The sequence below is a fragment of the Marinomonas sp. BSi20584 genome, assembly GCF_002792415.1.
Taxonomy (GTDB): Bacteria; Pseudomonadota; Gammaproteobacteria; order Pseudomonadales; family Marinomonadaceae; genus Marinomonas; species Marinomonas polaris.
The window spans coordinates 161128-181210 of sequence record NZ_KZ454871.1 but is presented as its reverse complement, the minus strand read 5'-3'; the positions used below and the strand labels follow the sequence as shown (position 1 = coordinate 181210).

Annotated in this window: 20 protein-coding genes; 8 read left to right on the top strand and 12 right to left on the bottom strand. The window is 43.4% G+C overall.

All coding sequences use genetic code 11. The features are described 5' to 3' along the window. Positions 1-2 precede the first annotated feature (2 nt). The 6 genes from TY87_RS04825 to TY87_RS04800 form a co-directional block, all read right to left on the bottom strand. On the bottom strand, positions 3-758 hold the full coding sequence (locus tag TY87_RS04825; RefSeq protein WP_100186198.1) for an HvfC/BufC N-terminal domain-containing protein: 756 nt from the start codon (positions 756-758) through the stop codon (positions 3-5). Further along, the gene (gene bufB, locus TY87_RS04820) at positions 751-1638 is read right to left on the bottom strand and encodes an MNIO family bufferin maturase (protein WP_100186197.1); all 888 of its coding nucleotides are present in this window, start codon (positions 1636-1638) and stop codon (positions 751-753) included. The genes TY87_RS04825 and bufB overlap by 8 nt, the downstream gene beginning before the upstream one ends. A 12-nt stretch (positions 1639-1650) precedes the next feature. After that, entirely contained in the window at positions 1651-1926 is a 276-nt protein-coding gene (locus TY87_RS04815; protein ID WP_100186196.1) for a BufA1 family periplasmic bufferin-type metallophore, read from the bottom strand. Positions 1927-2034: 108 nt separating this feature from the next. Then, complete coding sequence (locus TY87_RS04810) at positions 2035-2226, bottom strand: zf-HC2 domain-containing protein (RefSeq protein WP_100186195.1); 192 nt, start codon at positions 2224-2226, stop codon at positions 2035-2037. A gap of 5 nt (positions 2227-2231) precedes the next feature. Next, complete coding sequence (locus TY87_RS04805) at positions 2232-2861, bottom strand: RNA polymerase factor sigma-70 (protein WP_100186194.1); 630 nt, start codon at positions 2859-2861, stop codon at positions 2232-2234. Between the two features lie 80 nt (positions 2862-2941). Further along, on the bottom strand, positions 2942-3487 hold the full coding sequence (locus tag TY87_RS04800) for a gamma carbonic anhydrase family protein (RefSeq protein ID WP_100186193.1): 546 nt from the start codon (positions 3485-3487) through the stop codon (positions 2942-2944). A gap of 169 nt (positions 3488-3656) precedes the next feature. Here TY87_RS04800 and prlC point away from each other — a divergent pair, with 169 nt between their 5' ends. The 4 genes from prlC to TY87_RS04780 all read left to right on the top strand — a co-directional run bounded on the left by prlC (position 3657) and on the right by TY87_RS04780 (position 7604). Further along, positions 3657-5687 (top strand): oligopeptidase A, encoded by a 2031-nt coding sequence (gene prlC / locus TY87_RS04795; RefSeq protein WP_100186192.1) that lies wholly within the window; start codon positions 3657-3659, stop codon positions 5685-5687. Positions 5688-5786: 99 nt separating this feature from the next. After that, complete coding sequence (locus TY87_RS04790) at positions 5787-6047, top strand: YheV family putative zinc ribbon protein (RefSeq protein ID WP_100186191.1); 261 nt, start codon at positions 5787-5789, stop codon at positions 6045-6047. 34 nt (positions 6048-6081) lie between these two features. Next, entirely contained in the window at positions 6082-6792 is a 711-nt protein-coding gene (locus TY87_RS04785; protein WP_100186190.1) for a HipA family kinase, read from the top strand. Continuing rightward, positions 6789-7604, top strand: coding sequence for a DUF3037 domain-containing protein (locus tag TY87_RS04780; protein ID WP_100186189.1), 816 nt, complete (start codon positions 6789-6791; stop codon positions 7602-7604). Before TY87_RS04785 ends, TY87_RS04780 begins: the two co-directional genes overlap by 4 nt. Before the next feature lie 74 nt (positions 7605-7678). On the opposite strand, the gene TY87_RS04775 is transcribed toward TY87_RS04780, so the two are convergent. From TY87_RS04775 to TY87_RS04765, 3 genes are all read right to left on the bottom strand, one after another. Further along, complete coding sequence (locus TY87_RS04775; RefSeq protein WP_100186188.1) at positions 7679-9604, bottom strand: alpha-amylase family protein; 1926 nt, start codon at positions 9602-9604, stop codon at positions 7679-7681. 233 nt (positions 9605-9837) lie between these two features. Next, positions 9838-10374, bottom strand: coding sequence for a DUF3750 domain-containing protein (locus tag TY87_RS04770; protein WP_072838482.1), 537 nt, complete (start codon positions 10372-10374; stop codon positions 9838-9840). 200 nt (positions 10375-10574) lie between these two features. Then, positions 10575-11213: an NAD(P)H-dependent oxidoreductase gene (locus tag TY87_RS04765; RefSeq protein WP_100186187.1), complete on the bottom strand. Its 639-nt coding sequence runs from the start codon at positions 11211-11213 to the stop codon at positions 10575-10577. A gap of 223 nt (positions 11214-11436) precedes the next feature. On the opposite strand from TY87_RS04765, the gene sstT reads away from it, so the two are divergent. After that, the gene (gene sstT, locus TY87_RS04760; RefSeq protein ID WP_072838480.1) at positions 11437-12660 is read left to right on the top strand and encodes a serine/threonine transporter SstT; all 1224 of its coding nucleotides are present in this window, start codon (positions 11437-11439) and stop codon (positions 12658-12660) included. Between the two features lie 99 nt (positions 12661-12759). Here the strand turns inward: sstT and TY87_RS04755 are convergent, their stop codons facing one another. Continuing rightward, positions 12760-14409, bottom strand: a complete 1650-nt coding sequence (locus tag TY87_RS04755; RefSeq protein ID WP_198432034.1) for a methyl-accepting chemotaxis protein — start codon at positions 14407-14409, stop codon at positions 12760-12762. Positions 14410-14632: 223 nt separating this feature from the next. Between TY87_RS04755 and TY87_RS04750 the strand changes: the two genes are divergently transcribed. Continuing rightward, entirely contained in the window at positions 14633-15871 is a 1239-nt protein-coding gene (locus TY87_RS04750) for an MFS transporter (protein ID WP_100186186.1), read from the top strand. A 127-nt stretch (positions 15872-15998) separates the two neighbouring features. Beyond that, positions 15999-16517 (top strand): glycine cleavage system transcriptional repressor, encoded by a 519-nt coding sequence (locus tag TY87_RS04745; protein ID WP_072838478.1) that lies wholly within the window; start codon positions 15999-16001, stop codon positions 16515-16517. 30 nt (positions 16518-16547) lie between these two features. On the opposite strand, the gene TY87_RS04740 is transcribed toward TY87_RS04745, so the two are convergent. Then, positions 16548-17447: a LysR family transcriptional regulator gene (locus TY87_RS04740; RefSeq protein WP_100186185.1), complete on the bottom strand. Its 900-nt coding sequence runs from the start codon at positions 17445-17447 to the stop codon at positions 16548-16550. 98 nt (positions 17448-17545) lie between these two features. Here TY87_RS04740 and TY87_RS04735 point away from each other — a divergent pair, with 98 nt between their 5' ends. Further along, the gene (locus tag TY87_RS04735) at positions 17546-18487 is read left to right on the top strand and encodes a DMT family transporter (protein WP_100186184.1); all 942 of its coding nucleotides are present in this window, start codon (positions 17546-17548) and stop codon (positions 18485-18487) included. A 29-nt stretch (positions 18488-18516) separates the two neighbouring features. On the opposite strand, the gene TY87_RS04730 is transcribed toward TY87_RS04735, so the two are convergent. Beyond that, positions 18517-20082 carry a cryptochrome/photolyase family protein gene (locus TY87_RS04730; RefSeq protein WP_100186183.1) on the bottom strand — a complete coding sequence of 522 codons (1566 nt, stop codon included), beginning with the start codon at positions 20080-20082 and terminating at the stop codon, positions 18517-18519. Between the last annotated feature and the right edge of the window lies 1 nt (position 20083).

Genomic DNA, 20083 nt, shown 5'->3' with positions numbered 1-20083 from the left:
TCTTAGGCGCCCGCTTCAGAGATTTCAGTTAATAGTTTCCACTCAATAAGCTTTGCCAGACTGGTGCTAGGGTCAAAACTCTCGTCGTCTGGGATAGCTTCGCCGAGTGGTTTGGCTTGCATTAGATGTTTTATAAAAACGGCTTCGGCGTGACAAATAATATGCAGCTCTGCGTATAAATGGGACTTTGATAGAAGTAAGTACTCACTTTTATCTATTGTTATATCTGCTAAAGAGTGGCTTCCATTGCCTTGATGCGCTAGATAAATGGACCCAATAGCAAAAGGGGAAACAAGGATTTGTGTGGTTGGCGGTAACAGCAGGCGCAAGGTGGTTGGGTCTGATGCGTTATTAAACGCCGCTGAAATTTGCTTGTGCTCAAGTGTGTCGTATTCTTGTGCATTAGTCAGTGAGAGAAGACTAAATTCTAGCATTGCTAGATCGCCTAAAAAAGGCAGACTTTTCGCTGGTTCAAAATGGCGAACAAAGTCGGAAAAATTATCTCCATAATCGCTGATGATGGGCGTTTTTGGAGGATTCAATGGCACATATTCTCGCGCCATTGCTCGGAAGAAGTCTTCACCGACGAGCATTTGCGTGACAGGGAAAATATCCGCTAGAGCGTCGATCAAAGAAACATAGACATTGTTGCGATAAACGTTAAAGCGAGCCTCTTTCTCATCGTCTGAACGGCCTTTTACTTCGTCATAAAAAGCGTTGTTTTGATTGAATAATGTGGTTTTAAAGCGCTCATTCATGCGGGTTTTCCTGTCGAATTGCGTCTCTTATTGTGTCCGCTTGCTGGGCTTCTGCCAGTAGTTCTTCCAGAGGCGGTAGATTACCATCGCGCTCAATTAGTGTAGGGCGATCTCCAATGGTTGCTAAGGTGTGTCGATATAAATCCCAAACGTCATGAGAAACAGGCTCGTCGTGGCTGTCTATTTTGAGCGGCACGATAGGATTGTTGTCGAGGGTGTGACCGGCAAGGTGAATTTGCTCAACGGCGCTACTTGGAAATCCGTCAATGTAATTGTATGGGTTGCTGTGGTTGTTGAAGCAGGAAACGTCGACATTGTTTACATCGAGTAATAGGCCACAACCTGTGCGTTTTACCATGTCGCGAATGAAATCTATTTCGCTGCGGTCGCTGTGTTTGAATTCAAAATACGTCGATGGATTTTCGATTAAAACACGACGTTTTAATAGTGATTGAAGCTGGTCTATGTGTTCACAAACGCGATCTAAAGTTGCTTGATTATAAGCCACTGGTAATAAGTCATTCAAAAATGCGTTGTCGTGAGTTGACCATGCTAGGTGCTCGGAAAAAACTTCAGGCTGCACTTCGCTGACGAGTTGGGCCACGCGACGTAAATGTTGTTGATCTAAAGGCATTTCTCCGCCAATGGATAACCCCACGCCATGCACTGTAAAAGCATAGAATTCGCGGATTTTTTGCAAGTAGTGTCGAGCTGGGCCACCTAGGTTTAAATAGTTTTCAGCGTGAATCTCGAAAAATCCCAGTTCTGGATGGGCGTCGAGAATCTCGTGGTAATAGGAAGGTTTTAGGCTGATGCCAGTTTTTTGTATAAAGCCCGAAGGCGCATTAGCGCCTCGGCTTTGTTGTGACTGAGATAACATGTGTTATCCGTCTTAGAAGGCTTGCAATTGGCCGTGGCCAGTTGAGGATGTTTTAGACTCTAGATCGTTACAGGTACCAGCTGGAACTAATTTCCAAGAGTTTGACTGGTAATCTGTTTTGGAAGTGCCTGCGCAAGAAGTGCCTGGGCCTGCCGCGCAATCATTTTGACCAGCCAGTGCTACGCCGTAGCATTTTTCTTTACTAGCCGCTTCAGCTGGAACTGCAACAGCAGATAGGGCGATAGCGGTACCAAGAGCTAGCGATAAAGATAGTTTTGCATTTTTCATGGGTAGATCCTCAATATTCTAAAAGGGAAGACAAACATGTCTTTTGATTACGCTTTGTTTGACGCTGACCAGAATGTCTTTATTACACTATCTTTCGAAAATAAATATTTATTTTTTAGTTGTATCGCTTTCTTTTGTGTAACTCTTTGAAATTTCACGCATTGTTTTCATTTGCTCGCCAAACTGACGACAAGGTGAGCAAATAGAAGTGTGCAGAGTAAGTAGCACTTTTTCTTTTACGTTCAAAGGACGATCCATTTTCTCAGAAAGCAATTGTGTTGCTTCTTTGCATTTGATCATAATGTTTAAGACCTCTCTACTTGATACCAGTTGTCTTCTAAACATTCCCGTAAGCGTAATCGAGCGCGATATAAGGTGACGTTTAGGCTGCTAACGGTGACCTCTTCGTTATGGCAGATTTCAGGTGTGTCCATTTCGAGAAATTCGCGCATCATAAATAGTCGGCCGTACTTGGCTGGTAGCGCATCTAAACAAGCATCGAAAATACGCCAGAAGTGCTGGTTTTCAACACCATGTTCTGGTTGATCCCATTTTTTGGGTCGCTCATCTTTTTGCCAGTGTCCATTTTCTTCGAACAAATGCTCTATTAAGGCGTCGCCATTTAGGTTCGGCCCATCTTCAAGCTGGCTTGCCGCCGTATGGCGTTTTTCCTTGCGCAACAAATCGATGATCTTGTTCTTTAATATGGAGAATACCCAAGTCTTAAACGCGGCTTGTCGCGCAAAACGATCAATATTTTTATACGCAGAGAACATGGCTTCTTGTACTGCGTCTTCGGCTAATTGATTGTCTCGTACTTGAAGCTTGGCGAACTTCAGCATCTGCGTGCGTAGCTCTTCAATAAAAACAGCATCCTGAAAGATGTTAACTGCTGCTGAAGAATCCATCTCAACAGAGAGGTTCGCATTGGTCATTTAAGCCTCGGGTTGTTTGTCTGATTGTTAGACGATATTCGTCTGGTATTTATTACCATTCAACCATGATTTTAATTTGTCTATTTGCTCGCTGCTGCTTCTGCCAAGTACTCATCTTTCAGTTTGACGTAGTTAAGTCCGGCATACTGAAAATATTCGATTTCTTTGTCGTTGAGTGGACGGATTTGTTTCACGGGAGATCCCATGTACATAAAGCCCGTTTCTAAACGCTTGCCAGGTGGCACCAAAGAGCCTGCGCCTATGATGACTTCGTCTTCAATTACAGCACCATCAAGAATGGTGGTTCCCATGCCAACCAATACTCTGCTGCCAATCGTACAGCCGTGTAACATCGCCATGTGACCCACGGTGACGTCGTCGCCAATGGTTAGAGGATGACCTTCAGGCTTATAGTCGCTGGCGTGAGTGATGTGCAAGCAGGAGTTGTCTTGAACACTGGTACGAGCACCAATACGAATGCGGTGCATGTCGCCACGAATCGCAACTAAAGGCCATATAGAACTGTCTTCGCCAATGGTTACATCGCCAATAATTACGGCACTGTCATCGACCCAAACACGGTCGCCAAGTTGTGGTGTTTTACCACGGAAAGATTTCATCACCATAAATCCTCTCTTAAAGGGGGGCTTCTTAATAGAATGTACTAATAAATGAAGGAACTATTAACACAATAGGCTTTTATGCATTGAAAAAGTGTTAAGACAACCTATCTTAGTAAGCATAGTATTGATCAATGCAATACAGCGTTCAATTAATATAAAAGGATATCATGATATGTCACAGTCTGTATGGGACGCGACCAGCTTACCGAATTTTACCGATGTCGATGTTGCGAACATCGAAGCGGATCTAGAGAAACTACTAAAGCGCAACCAAGAAGCCATTGACGCTTGTGTGAGTGAAAATACCAATCCAACATGGCAAAGCCTTGTTTTGCCCTTGGATCAACTGCACGATGACCTAAACAACTTCTGGTCACCAATTGGCCATTTGAACTCAGTTAAGAACACTCCAGAGCTGCGTGCGGCTTATAACGCTTGCTTGCCAAAATTGACCCAGTTTTATACGGATCTTGGGCAAAACAAAGCCTTGTACCAAGCCTACAAAACGCTTGCGCAAAGCGATGCTGCAAAAACACTAACGCAACCACAAAGTGAAGCTTTGACCCAAACTATCCGTGACTTCGAATTGTCAGGTGTTGGCCTGGAAGGTGATGCCAAAAAACGCTATGGCGAGATCAGCCAGCGTTTGTCCGAGTTGGGTAGTCAGTTTGGTGAAAACGTTTTGGACGCGACACAAGCGTGGAGCAAGTTAATCACCGACGAAAGCGAGTTATCTGGTCTACCTGAGTCAGCACTAGCACAAGCGAAGCAAATGGCCGAAGCTAAAGAAAAAGACGGTTGGTTGTTCACCTTAGACTTCCCATCGTACATGCCTGTAATGAGCTATGCTGACAACGCCGTTTTGCGCGAAGAAATGTATCGAGCTTTCGCCACTCGCGCTTCTGATCAAGGTGGAGACATCAAATTCAATAACGCACCTTTGATCGACGAGATTTTGGCATTGCGTCATGAAATGGCACATATTCTTGGTTTTGATAATTACGCTGAATTGTCGGTTGCCACTAAGATGGCTGACAACGGACAGCAGGTTATCGACTTCTTGGAAGATTTAGCTAAAAAGTCAAAAAGCTCGGCAGAACAAGATCTTGCACAGTTAACCGCGTTTGCAAAAGACGAAAATGGCGTAGAAAAATTGAACGCGTGGGACATGACTTACTACGCGGAAAAATTGCGTCAGCATAAGTACAGTATCTCTCAAGAAGAGCTGCGTCCTTACTTCCCAATGAATAAGGTTTTGTCCGGATTGTTTCACGTGGCACAAACCTTATTTGGCGTGGATATTCGCGAAGAAAAAGAATTTGATAGCTATAACAAAAACTTGCAACTTTTCACTATCAGCAAAGACGGCGAAGACGTTTCTCGTTTCTATCTAGATCCTTATGCTCGCGAAGCAAAACGCGGTGGTGCATGGATGGATTCTTGTCGTACTCGTCGTCGTTTGAGCGACAATCGTCTGCAGCTACCGATTGCGTATCTTGTGTGTAACTTCACACCACCTATTGGCGCTAAGCCAGCGTTATTGACTCACGATGAAGTCACCACCTTGTTCCATGAATTTGGTCATGGTTTGCATCACATGTTGACCCAAGTGGACGTTTCATCCGTATCCGGTATTAATGGTGTGGCATGGGATGCCGTCGAGTTGCCAAGTCAATTTATGGAAAACTGGTGTTACGAGCCAGAAGCGCTTGCCCACATCGCAGGTCATTACGAAACGGGCGAACCATTGCCTCAAGATTTGTTAGACAAGATGCTGGCAGCGAAGAACTTCCAATCTGGTATGCAGATGATGCGCCAGCTGGAGTTTTCTTTGTTCGACTTCCGTTTGCACATGGAATACCAAAAAGGCATTTCTGTTCAATCCGTTATCAACGACGTACGCAGCAAAGTAGCAGTAACGACGCCACCTGAATTTAACCGTTTCCAAACTAGCTTCTCGCATATTTTTGCAGGTGGTTACGCGGCGGGTTACTACAGTTATAAATGGGCGGAAGTCTTGTCGGCTGATGCATTTTCGAAATTTGAAGAGGATGGCATCTTCAATAAAGATACCGGCGCACGCTTCCGTGATACCATATTAGCCAATGGCGGTTCTCGTCCAGCAGCGGAGTTGTTCGCTGAATTCCGTGGTCGTGAACCGAGTACAGATGCCTTGTTAAGACACAGCGGTATCGCAGCTTAAGTTTTTATTCTGCAAGGAAGCAGCGTCTTATCTGATGATTAGACGCTGCTTTTTTATGGCGTCGTACTATGGCGTTATTTTTTTAAAGGTAGTTGGGTTATGACAGTAAAACGCTTTATTGCAGGGGCTGTGTGCCCTCGTTGTAGTGAGATGGATAAGATTCGCGCATGGCGCGACGATGATGTTGAAAAGCAATATCGTGAGTGTATTTCCTGTGGTTACACGGATGAGCAATCTACGGTAATACAGTCACAGCCAACTGAGATTCCAACGCGAGTGAATACGCCTCATAGTAGCGCTCCTCAAGCGGAAGAAATGGTGATTAATTTTATACCGAATCCGGGTTCGACTAAGCACTAGATTATTACAAGTTAGAGGGATCTTTATTGTGAAAATGATAGTGGAAGTGATTGGAAAGGTTAAACAAGGTTATAGCAATCCATATGAGTGTCTAGATGAGGATGGGAATTCTTTTATTGTTAAAGGCTTGCCTCGCTCGAGTCAAATTAATGAGTGGATATGTGCTAATTTAGCAACGGCATTTGGTCTTCCTATTGCAGAATACGAGCTGGTTGAAATACCTGAAGAACTCTATTTTGAATTAGATTTTGATACTCAGTTTGATCTAGGATGCGGCCCTATTTTTGGTTCGAAGAAGATCCAGTTAGCGCAGTGGTTTGAGCCTAAAACGATGCAGCATATCGTCACTGAAGAGGAAAAGTTAAAGATTTTCCTTTTTGATTATTGGGTGAAAAATGCTGATAGAAATAGTGATAATACGAATCTTTTGGTTAGTGATAAGCGTATTAGAGTAATCGATCACAATAATGCTTTTGATAAAAAATACACTAGAGATGATGTTTTTGGTCATCTTTTTTATGATCAGATTGACAGAAAATTGCTCAGCGATTTGGTTTTTAGAGCTGAGTTAAGTGGACAGATTGAAGATATTTTACTTAATTTAAATAACATCATTGGCTCTCTGCCAGAAGAATGGCAGTATAGTGATTCACCTATAAATACACTTAAAGCAGATGTTGATCTTGTTGCAATTGAGAGCGCTTTAAGCCGTTATACTGACGATGATTTTTGGTTTTTTGTATGAAAAAATATGCTTGCAAATACGTTGTTCTACGCTTTGCTCCCTATAGTGAAACTGGTGAGTTTGCTAATGTGGGCGTACTTCTTTATTCAAAAAGCCATAACTCCTTCGTATTCAAGTTAGATACTACTGATATTGGTGCTAGGGTCTCAAAATTTTTTCATATTGATGATAGGCAAGTATTCAAATTTGCAATGACTTCTTATCAAAAAGAGTTGGCTTTTGTTCAAGAACAAGTCGTTCATCATCACATGACTGCAGAAGAGGCATTTGATTTTTTGGTTAAACCTCGTGCAACTTTGTTGCGTTTCAGTGAAGTTCGAACTGTTATAACGGACTCAATTGACGGAACACTTAATAGTGTATTTGCTCGTATGGTCAGTCATAGCTCAGGCTCTCAGGTCAAAAATAGGCTAAAACTAGCTGGTATCTTAAGATCTCAACTTGATTCGCTTTGTCTTGAATACCCTTTTAAACGGCATAAGTTTTCAAAAAGCGTCTTTGAAGTAACCTATGACTTTACTCAGTTAAGTGAGCAAGGTGAGCCATTGAAGTTGATACAGCCTATTGAAATAAACGACAAACTTACTGCAAAAGAAATTTTCGAGGTAGTAGGTAACAATGAAGTTCGTTTAAATCGTATGGCTAGCTTAGACTTACTTCCTAAGAAGGTTCTTCTTCCGTTTTCTTTGAGTGAAAACAGGACTAAAGAAGCAGATGAGGCTTGGTCTATTGTTAAAAGCGAGTTGACAAATATTGGTGAATTAGTCGACATTCATAATAAATCTGCTATTGAGAAATTTGCAAAGCATTGATTAGATGTAGTCGAACATAAAAAAAGCGGATCTACTTTATAGTAGGTCCGCTTTTTTGTATCTGCTGGAAGCGCTTACTTATTAACCAACCAAAGGATATCTAACGGTTGAATAAGGCTTAATGATGGCAAGTCTACCAATTCCTTGTTTAACAAGTTAATTGCTGTGTCTTGTCCGATTAGTTCACTTAGTGATTGCCCAAGTGGTAGATGTTCGAGCGGTACTAGGTGTTCGCTCATGTTGGCGATGACTAATAGTGTTTTGTCGTCCATTTGTCGCCTAAAGGCGAATAGGTGTTCGCTGCCTAGTGAGACAAGTTCGAATTCCTGCGCAGCGAAAAGTGGATTAGATTTGCGGATTTTAATCATCTCTCGGATCAGCTGAGCGATTTTACCCTGCGGTGTCTCAACGTTATCAGCAAGAGCGAAATCGTCCTTGGTGAGCTTCTTACGGTGCACCCAGCGGCTATCGTCTACTTTTGTCGGGTCGTTTAGGTAATCATCATTATTAAGCACGCCAAGATCGTCACCTTGATATAGCAATGGAATGCCCGGCATAGCGAAGTTGATACCGTTGAGCACTCGTATGCGTCTGATGGCATGATCAAGCAACAGCGGATCGTCTGCAGCGATGGCATTTTCCACGCCCGCAAGAGACGCCAAGGTACCGCAAACACGGCAATCGCCATTCACTGGGTTCTCTTGAAACGGCACACCTGCAGCAAAAGAGCCTTCGAATTGGCCAGTATAGAATTGATTCAAGAAGCGACGATGACCAATCCCATCAATGCCAAGACGATCAGAAATGGCGTCATCCCATAACCAACCAATATCGTCATGACAGCGGATATAGTTGATCCAAGTCGTATGCTCTGGAATCGCGAAGCTGCGCTCAAGAGATTGGTACAACAAGTTGGTTTGGCGTGTCGCTAAACTTTCCCATAACAAGGCCATCATTAGAGGGTTGTAAGACAGCGTGCATTCATCGGCGCCAATGTATTTATTGACTTCATCTGGGTGAACAATAGCTTCGGATTTAAAGACGACTTGTGGTGCTGCGATGTCCAAGCAGGCTTTGAAAGCTTTGATCAGGTTGTGAGCCTTAGGTAAGTTCTCACACACTGTTCCTTTCTCTTTCCAGACAAAGGCTAAGGCGTCGAGTCGTAAGACATCACAACCGTTTAAAATTAGATGTAACATTTCTTCGACGACAGCGACAAAAACCGCCGGATTGGAATAGTTTAAATCCCATTGGAATGAGTTAAAGGTCGTCCAGACATGGCTGTCTAATTCAGGTAAATAGGTGAAACTACCGCGACGAATTTGAGGAAATATTTCGCGTACGGTTTGGTTGTATTCCATGGCGTCTTGCTCGCCCATAAAGTAGTAGTAGCCTTGGAACTCTTGGTCACCTGATTTTGCAGCTTCGGCCCAACGATGTTCGTCTGATGTGTGATTAAACACAAAATCCAACACCATGCGTATGCCTTTTTTGTGTAGCGCGGAAGCAAGGTCTTTTAGGTCTTTGTTAGTGCCCAAATTAGGTGACACAGTACGGTAATCTGAAATCGCATAACCGCCGTCACTGTTGCCTTCTGGAGCTAAATAAAGCGGCATTAGATGCACATAGTTAATTCCTAAGGATTCAAAATAAGGGATCTTGTCGATTAGAGAGCTGAGGTCGTCAGCTAATAAATCCACATATACGGCAATGCCGACATTTTGATTGGATTCGAACCAGAACTCTGATTTGTCTTTGATTTGGGCAGGGCGTTTTTTCTTATGAAAATCGATAAAGGATTGTAGCAACACCTTGAGATGATAATGCAGGTCGAAGCACTTCCCATAAAGCGGGAAAAGCTGTTCGAAGAGTGGTGCAAAACCGTTCTCTAATCGCTTAACGAAGATCGCTTTTTGTTGAGAAGTCAGTTGGCTAAAATCTAATTCGGCTAACAGACGCTGTTGTGTTTTTTGTGCTTCAAAAGCGAAATTCATGACCATATTTTTGCCTTGTAAGACGTGCTCGTGAAAAACGACGAGTTCGGATTATTGTTACCTAGGCTGGAACCTTAGGCTAAAAGTTTGGTTGGAGAGTTCGCTTTAACAACAAGATCAGCGCGCTTCGTTTTCCATGGAGAAAACGTAGCCTAAGGGGTATGGCGGGTCAATATGGCAGCTTTCTAAATACTGACTTAATTTCCGAGAAGCTCACCTCTCGGAAATTAATCGTTAGGTTAGTTGTCTGCGTAACCGCTGCCGATAGCATTAAAAGGCATATCAAGATTGAGTTCTGGGACTTGTAAGCCAATCCAGGTTGGGAAGGTGTTGCTGTTTGGACCAGGGAATACCGTGTATTCGTTTGCCCAAGGATAACGTTTCACTGCTTCGTTGATTTTTGGAATCAATGCTTCCGCTTTTGGACCAATAATTGAAAGAACTTTCTCTGGTTTTGCGCCAAACCAATAGCGATCTGGTGTTGTGGTTTTATATTCAGATAAGGCTGGAAGTCCTCTATCTACTCTCCAACCAACGACTTCATGAACAGTATATTCGGCCGCGTTCTTCTCTTTGGTTGCCACCCAAGTATGGACTGCAAACCAACCGCGCCAGCTGAAAGCGTCGGCGGCATAAAATTCGATAACAGCGTCTTTTTCTTCTTCGGGTGATGGGGCTATGCCTGCGGGTTCTCGGCTTGCGGTGCGCCAGCTATCGTTAGAAGAGCAAGCGCTTAAAAATAGGGTGATAAATAATAGTCCTAAATACTTTGTCATGCTTTGTCCTTGGGCTGTTAGATCGTTTTAATGCTATTAACATACGCAAGTTTTGCTCTATTTGGGCCATTATTTTTTATCAAATATGTTTTATTTCATGGTTTTTGCCCAGTTCAAAAATTGGACATAAAAAACGCCAGAAGACTGACGTTTTAGGTTTGTTGTTTCAACGAAACAGCAAATTAGTTCATTTCAGTAAATCAGTTTATTTCAGTAATAAAGTCTTCTGCTGAACGACGTACTTTTTTCAGGCCTTTTAACCAGTCACCTTCATCTGCGCGGTAACCTAAAGGAAGTAGAATCACAGAGCGAAGTCCGCGTTCAGTTAGACCTAGAATTTCGTCTACTTTTGCAGGGTCAAAACCTTCCATTGGTGTGCTGTCTACGCCTTCTTCGGCGGCCGCGATCAATGCCGTTCCAAGACCGATGTATGCTTGACGAGCTGCGTGTTGGTAATTCACTTCGGCCTCGCGAGGAGGGTAAGCGCCTAAAATCATTTGACGGTAGTTTTCCCAGCCTTCGTTTTTAAAGCCACGTTCGTCGTTTACTAAGTCGAACATCTTGTTGATGCGTTCTTCTGTGTAGTTGTCCCATGCCGCAAAAACTAATAGATGAGAACCATCAGTAATTTGCGCTTGGTTCCAAGCGTGAGGCACGATGGCTTCACGCAATGCTTTGTTTTTTACTACGATGACTTCGTATGGCTGAAGTCCGCTTGACGTTGCTGTAAGACGAATCGCTTCTAGAATGCGGTCTACTTTTTCTTGCTCAACGGCTTTGCTTGAGTCCATTTTTTTAGTGGCATAGCGCCAGTTCAATTTATCTAACAAATTCGACATTTCAATTCCTTGGTAAGGTTTGTATATGGAAGCAATATGGGTCTAATGTTAGTTAAGTACAAGTGTTGTTTTAAGTAGAAAATGAGGAAGTTGAATGATCGGTTAAATGTCGAACTTTGTTGGTATCTTGCAATAGTTTCTTTAATAACGCCCTAAAATGGTTCATTTTTTTTGCGAGATGCAGTAAGGTGCGATTTCGTAAACTTCAATGGACCCCTTTTAAATGACGTTAAATCATAAATCATCAATATTACAGCGTTATTTGCGCGGTAGCTTAGTACTACAAATTGCTATCGGTATTATCTGTGGTGTCGTGTTGGCATACGTTTCACCTAACACCGCTTTATCGGCAAGTTTACTTGGTGATTTTTTTGTTAAAGCACTAAAAGCTATTGCTCCGATTTTGGTGTTTTTATTGGTAATGGCATCTATTGCTAATCATAAACAAGCTCAACAAAGTCATATTCGTCCGGTACTTGTCCTTTATTTGTTTGGTACGTTTGTTGCCGCTTTAACGGCAGTGGTGTTTAGTTTTGTGTTTCCAACACAGCTGCATTTGGTTGCTCCAGACTTAAGCCAAAGTGCGCCTCAGGGAGTAGGGGAAGTCCTGCGTACACTAGTATTTAAAATGGTTGATAACCCAGTAAATGCACTTGTTCAGGGGAATTATGTAGGCATATTGACTTGGGCTATTGGCTTTGGATTGGGTTTGCGTCATGCCTCCGAAGCTACAAAAGCATTGTTGCAGCATTTAGCGACCAGTGTGACAAGTATTGTGTCGGTGATTATTCGCTTGGCACCATTTGGGATCTTTGGCTTGGTTGCTAGTACAATCGCAGAAACTGGTTTTGATGCCTTATTTGGGTATTCTCATCTGTTAGCTGTATTAATTGGCGCTATGTTGTTTATTGCATTCGTTACCAATCCATTATTGGTGTTCTGGAAGATTCGTCGTAACCCTTACCCATTGGTTTTTAAGTGCTTAAAGGAAAGTGGCGTAACGGCATTTTTTACGCGTAGCTCTGCAGCTAACATTCCGGTCAACTTAGATCTGTGTAAGCGTTTAGACTTGGATGAAGATACCTATTCTGTGTCTATTCCATTAGGCGCGACCATTAATATGGCTGGCGCTGCGATTACCATTACGGTTTTAACTTTAGCGACGGTAAATACTTTAGGTATTACATTGGATTTTGGTACGGCGTTATTGCTTAGTGTGATAGCGGCTGTGTCTGCATGTGGCGCATCGGGCGTGGCTGGTGGTTCATTATTATTGATCCCATTGGCGTGTAGCTTATTTAATATTCCCAATGAGATTGCGATGCAGGTTGTTGCTGTCGGTTTCATTATCGGCGTATTGCAGGACTCCGCTGAGACTGCGCTGAATAGCTCGACGGATGTACTGTTTACCGCAGCGGCTTGTCTTGCTAACGAAAAAGCGAGTTGAAATTGAGGCTTGCTTGGTAAATAGGATCACAAAAAGAAAGGGAAGCATTTGGCTTCCCTTTTTTGTTTGTATGGTTTTCTTGTCAATTGGCTGTTTGTTTTAAAGCTTGAACTGGGTAACCAATTTATCAAGTTGAACAGACAGTTTTTGCAAGTTAGTACTTGATGCTGTCAGTTCATCAGCTATCTCAGAAGTTTCTGTTGTTAGTTGGTTAATCTCTTCGACGTTTTTGCTCATGTCATTTACCACAAGCGCTTGCTCTTCTGTGGCGGTAGCAACCTGTATGTTCATATCGCTAATCTGGCCAATATGTTTGGTGATTTGTTCAAGCGAGCTGTTTGCTTCGTTTGCTTGACCAACTACAGTAGTGCTTTGGTCTTGTCCAGATTGAATGGTCGCGACTGTTTTCGCTGATTGCTCTTGTAGCTTGTCGATCATTTTTTGAATTTCATCAGTGGAAGCGGCAGAGCGACTTGCAAGGTTTCGAACTTCATCGGCAACTACTGCAAATCCTCGACCTTGTTCGCCAGCACGAGCGGCTTCAATCGCAGCGTTTAAGGCTAACAGGTTAGTTTGTTCAGAGATGCTACGAATAGTGTCTAGGATGCTACCAATCGAATCTGTCTGCGTTGCTAATGAACCAATGTCTGAACTGATGTGCTGTATTTCTGTAGACAACGCCGTTACGCCTTGGCGGGCGCGTGCTACCAATCCTGCACCTTGATGGGCTTGTTTATCGGCTTCTTGTGCAGCTCTTGCAGCTTGAGAGGCATTTTCTGCGATGTTTTCTACCGTAGCCCCCATTTCATGAATTGCCGTGGCAATCTGAGTAGTACGATCGCGTTCATTTAGACAGTTAGTGTGCGTCGCCTTGGCTTTCGCTGCGACATCATTTGCGGTGTGAGCTAGCTGACGCGAGTTCTCGGCTACGTTTTCGATGGCGGTACGTACTTTGGTAATAAATTGGTTAAAGTGCTGAGCAATGTCGCTCAGTTCATCTTTGCCATCTAGTTTCATCACGGTGCCAAGGTCAAGTTTGTCACTGGCACTTGAAATGTGTTGCTGAAGATAAGAGACACGGCTATTAAGACGACGTAACATTAGCCAAGCTAAGATAATCGAAGCCGACAATGCTAAGATAATTAAGACAATCATGTTGTTGCGACTGTTTTCGTAATTTACTTGGCTTTGAGCATAGCCTTGCTGACCTTGTTCAAGTAAGTCATCAAGTATTTTGTTGACGGCTTTACGCATTACACCATAGCTGTCTGCGTATTTTGTTTTGTATATTTCTTGAGCTGTGGTCAGGTCATTGTTTTCTATTGCCGTTAGCATTGGAGCTAGTTCATCGCTTTTGACTTTAGCAAATATATCTATGACCTTTTGTACTTCTGCGCGCATTTTAGGGTTCACTTGAGAATCCAACGCTTGTTTAAGAGCTATATCCATCTCAGGAATATCTTCTGCGCGGGTTTCTTTTACGCGAGTGAGTGCGCCTCGTTTATCCTGCATAGCTGGAATTTCTTGCAGCAAAATAATATCGATACCAACACGCATGCGTGGAATGCGCGAAGCAACTTCCGCAAGAGATCTCATTGGTGCACTGGTGTTTTGGGCAAGCTGTTTTGTTTGTTCTTGCACGCTAGAAAGGCCGCGTAAACCAGCCCAACTGACAAGCAAGAGTACAAGGCAGGGGAGTGCGATCACAGATATAAATTGTGTTTTTAGAGACATTTTGTTGAAGATCACGATGTGTTACCTGCTGATTATTTTTTTGAATGTGGAATTACTGTGAAACTTTAAATCTACTGTCGTTTTACAGGATAGGATGTGCTTCGTTAATTGTACAAGAAAGTATCTTTAATAAATGTTTTTTTACTCTCTGTTATTAGTTTGTCTTATGTTATATCCAATAAATGACACTTTTTAAGTGATAAAAGGATATTTCGTTGAATAGTCAAAGGAGTTTGAATTGAGCAGTACATTTCGGTCTCTATCCAATCCGAATTATCGGCTTTGGTTTGGTGGCGCGGCGATTTCGAATATTGGCGCTTGGTTGCAACGTACTGCTCAGGACTGGATCGTCATTGCTGAGTTGTCGGATAAAAATGCTTCGGCTGTTGGTTTGGTGGTCTTTTTGCAATTCGCCCCGCAAATTCTTTTATTGCCGCTTACAGGTTGGACGGCAGACCGTATGGATCGACGTAAATTACTCTTTATTACTCAATCCTTAATGGCGCTACTGGCTTTAGTGCTGGGCGTGTTGGTTCTGAGTGGACAAGTGGTGTTGTGGCAAGTTTGCGTTTGTGCGTTTGCTTTGGGTTGTGTTGCTGCGTTTGATGCGCCTGCGCGCCACGCCTTTGTGTCTGATATTGTCAGTGAAAAAGAATTATCAAACGCGGTGGGGTTAAACTCGGTGGCGTTTAACTCGGCTCGTTTGGTTGGGCCTGCTATTGCTGGGATATTGATTGCGTTGATCGGCAGCGGTTGGGTATTTATGATCAATGTGTTGTCTTTTATTCCGTTATTAATTGCCCTCCATAAATTCAAAACGCGTCTGCCAGCTGTTGTTTCAGATAACGGCAAAGCAACACCTGATATGGCGAAATTTTTTGATGGTTTTCGTTATATTTGGCAGCATCGAGAAATGGCCGTCATATTGGTAATGTCTTTCTTGATTTGTAGCTTAGGGATGAATTTCTCTGTGTACCTATCTGCGATGACGGTGCATGTATTTCAAGGTCACGCGGATCAATATGGTTTCTTAATTTCAATGATGGCGATTGGTTCTATTTCTGGTGCTATGGTGACAGCGAGCCGTCGCTCTTCGCCGTCATTTCGCTTTATGATTTATGTGGCAGCCATGTTCGCTGTTAGCTGCTTTTTGGTTGCTATCAGTACGTCGTTTTGGGCGTTTGCTGTGCTGCTTATTTTCCTTGGGCTCAGTTTGCAGTTGTTTACCACTTCTACTGCGTCTTACATGCAGGTTACAACGGAAAAACGTTATCGAGGCCGAGTAATGGCTGTGGTTCTGGCAACTGCGTTAGGGAGTACCGCACTAGGCGCGCCTTTGGTTGGTTGGATTGCTGATGTATTTGGTGCCCGATGGGCGATTGGCATGGGCAGTATTTCGGGTATTGTCGCGGCTTCGTTAGGCTTTTGGTTTTTGCGTCGACAGGCTCAAACAGAGTTGAAAAACAAAATGCTTTAGTACGGCGTGAATAACTTAAATAAATTGCAGTCGTCTATAGTGATTATTTAGTGTACTTTTTATAAATAGCATCGCATGAAGTGATTCACTCTTTTGCATAATTCTAAAAATATTGATGGAGAAAGCCATGTCACAGCATCTTGTACTGAGTTTCATTGGAGAAGATCGCCCCGGTCTTGTTGAGCGTTTATCCGATACTATCGCTCGCCATAATGGTAATTGGCTGGAAAGCCGTATGGCACATCTAGCCGATAAATTTGCGGGTATTTTAACCGTGACTGTTCCGTTGGAGCATCAAGAAGCACTGGTTAACGCATTACGTAATTTCGAACAACTTGGTCTGCATGTCACGGTAGAAATGGCAAAACAGAGTGTGACGGAAGGATCGACTTTGTCGCTGTCTGTTGTTGGCAATGATCGTCCCGGCATTGTCAAAGAAGTATCTCAGGTGCTGCATTCCTTGATGGTTAACGTCAAAGAACTCACTACCACTTGCGAACCTGCGCCGATGAGTTCCGATATGCTGTTTAAAACCGACATGGTGTTGGCTGTGCCGAAAGATCTACCTTTATCAGAATTGGAAGCTGCACTAGAAAAAATTAGTAGTGATTTAATAGTGGAGCTATCCGTTAATCAGTTTGCCTAGTTACTTAATTTTTATGACATGTTTGTTGGTTTATAGCGGTTTTTCGTTAAACCGCTTAACCATAAAATCGATTAACAAGCGTAACCGAAAGGGCATGTTATCTCGGTCACGATAGAGCATTTGGCAACCGCGAGGTTGGTTGCTCCACTCAGGTAAAACTTGTTGAAGCTCTCCCGAATCGATCAATGGCTGCGCATGATAATCAGGCATAAAACCGATACCTAAGCCATCTTGTATGGCGCGCGTAAGTAAGCTGATGTCGTCTACTTTTAGGCGAATATTATGGTTTGGTTTATGGGTTTGCATCTCTCCAGAGATCGTGTGTTGCAGCTTCCAGGTGGACATGGGCGAGCATAAAACAGTAGGAAAACCTTCCAAATCACAAGGCGTTTTTAGGCTAGACATGTCTAAACGGACAGAACCACAAATAACAAAGCGAATGTTCGTTAAGTGTCTGCCAATCCAATGGTCTGCATTATGGTCACCGACACGAAACGCGATGTCGATGGCTTCTTCCTCAATATCGATGTTTTGATTTGAAAGTCGCAAATCCAAATGGATGTCAGGGTATTCGATCAAAAAAGCATTAAAATGCTGAGCTAAAACTTGCACGCCAAAATTCACCGGCGCAGAAATCCGAATAGTACCTTTGGCTTGGGTTTTGTCCTGCAGAAGGCACACAGCAACATCGTCTAATTCCTCAAAAAGAGACGCGCTCCTTTCGAAATATCTTTGCCCAGAATGGGTGAGCTGGACTCTATGAGCGTCACGGTTTAGCAATCTTATTGCCAAGTCTTCTTCTAATTTAGCGACTCGTCGACTCAATGTGGAAAGAGGAATCTCCAATGCCGCCGAAGCTTGTTTAAAACTGCCGTGTTGGGCAACCGCGCAAAAACAACGCATATCATCTAGTGAATAGTTAAATTTCATATTTGGGATCTATTGTCTCAATTTTGTCTATTCATTCCGTATTTAAAATCTATACACTGCGCCTTATATTTTCAAGTTTTCTTTTAATGGAGAAAGATATGAACCGTTCGGCGAGTACTAATGCCGTATTACTATTGTTGCTATGCACGTTTTTCTGGGGAGCGTGTTTTCCTGTGGGTAAGCATGCGTTGGGAGAAGTGCACGCGCTGACTTTGGTCATTTGGCGTTTTGCCATTGCTGCTGTTTGTTTGTTTATTTATGCCAAGTGGAAAAACATGCCAATGCCTAGCTTAACGGCAAAACAATGGGCGTGGGCTATTAGCGTTTCTATCATTGGTGTTGGTGGATTAAACCTGGGTTTGTTTACTGGTTTGGCGCAAACAGATGCCAGCAATGGCGCCTTGATCATGGCGCTTAGTCCATTGGCCACCTCTTTGATTGGCTCTTTGTTGCAACGTAAACTGCCAGCTCGCGGCGCGGTTTTTAGTTTGGTGGTTTGTTTATCCGGTGTGTTGCTGGTGTTAACCAATGGCGAGCTAAAACGCTTGTTGGGTTTTGAGTTTAACCACGGCGATCAAATGATCTTTCTGGGCATGTTGTGCTGGAGCCTTTATACCTATTTAACGCAAGGTGTGAGCCGCTGGATGCCAATGATTCCTTATACTCTGGTTGGTATGTTATCAGGACTAGGTGTGATCTCTTTGGTCACTGCGTTTAGTGCTGAGGTTCACCCTTTGCAAGAGAGTTTGGCGATCAGTGGCAATGTTTTGGGTGACTTACTGTTCATCGGTGTGTTTGGTACTGTTGGTGGTTACTTGTTGTGGATCTCAGGTGTGAAGCAACTCGGTGCTGCGAACGCTTCCTTGTTCTTCAATTTTGTGCCTGTCTTTGCGGCCTTGACGGCATTCGCTTACGGTCAAACTGTAACAAGCTTGCAGCTATTAGGAGTAGCGATTGTGATTGCCGGTTTGTTGCTGCCAAGAGTCGTTAAATGGCAGCAACAGCGTTTTAATCGCCAAGAAGCTACATCGGTTAATTAAACTTTCAATCAGAAAGTAAAAAGTAGAAATTAGAGCGCTTCAATGTTTTCCAAACACCATTCGGCTCTTTCTAAGACGGCATGCTTTTGCGCGTCGTCTTGCTTATCCCAGTTACCGTAAATCATGCCGATACGATGATTCTTCGCAAGACGTTCTCGATGTTTCACCATAAAGTGCCAATATAGACTGTTTAGCGGGCAAGACTCCGCGCTGGTTTTCTCTTTTACCTTGTAATGGCAATCACCGCAGTAATCGCTCATTTTCTGCATATAGCTGCCGCTCGCCGCATAGGGTTTGGAGGCAATCCAACCACCATCAGCAAATTGACTCATGCCGCGCGTATTAGGTAATTCCACCCATTCCAACGCATCCACGTAAATGCCTAAATACCATTCGTCGACTTGCTGCGGCTGAATTTCGGTTAATAAACAAAAGTTGCCTGTCACCATCAAGCGTTGAATATGATGCGCATAAGCATAATCAAGAGATTGCCCAATAGCGCTAGCGATGCACTTCATTTTGGTTTGTCCGTTCCAGAAATAGCTTGGTAAATCTCGCTCGGCGTTTAGGGCATTTTGTTGTTCATAGTCCGGCATATTGATCCAATACATGCCGCGTACATATTCGCGCCAGCCGAGGATTTGCCTCACAAAGCCTTCGATTTGGGCAATGTCGATATTGTCGTTTTCTTGATACGCCGTAATGGCGGCTTTGATCACATGCTTTGGGCTGATCAATTTCGCATTGAGGGCAAAAGACAGACGTGAATGGTACAAGCTCCAGCTGTGCGGCGTTTGGTTTGTCATCGCATCTTGAAAACGGCCAAAATTCGGCAGCAAGTGTTCGCAAAAAAAGGCGAGTAAATTCCGCGCGTCTTGGCTGGTGACAGGCCAAAGTAAATCGGATTCTGCTTTGCCAAGGGAAGGAATATTGTGACGCTTGATGCGTTCAAGTAAATGTGTCACATCATGCTGAAAACACAAGGGCGCTGGAATGTCGTCTAGATCTTTTGCTTTGAGTTTATTGCGATTGGCTACGTCGTAGTTCCATTGCCCGCCTTCAGGCTGTCTTTCATCGGCCATTAATATGTTAAAGCGCTGGCGCATCTTGCGATAAAAATGCTCCATACGAACGGTGCTTTTCGTCTGAAAAAAGTTAGGTATCTCGTTGAAGGGCAATAAGAAATGCTCGCTCTCGACCATTTTAAATTTAGGCTTTGAGTCACTAGCGATCAACTGATGATATTGCTGTAAGACGCGGTATTCATCGGGGCGTTGTAGTTCTACATGGTCAATATTATGTAGCTTGGTGAGGCTTAAAATTACTTCTTCTAGGCTCTGATTGTGAGTGTCATCCAAAGTGAGGTAACACACGTCATGGCCGTTTTCTTTTAAGGCATTAGCAAAGCGTTCCATCGCGAGGAAAAACGCACAGAGCTTTTGAATGTGATGTGTGACATAGGTGGCTTCTGGGTGCAGTTCGGCGATCAGATACAGAACACCTTGATCTTGTGCTTTAAACCAAGAGTGAGCGGCGTTTAATTGATCGCCAAGAATAATGCGTAACGTATGATATTGAGGTTGGCTTTTTTTCATC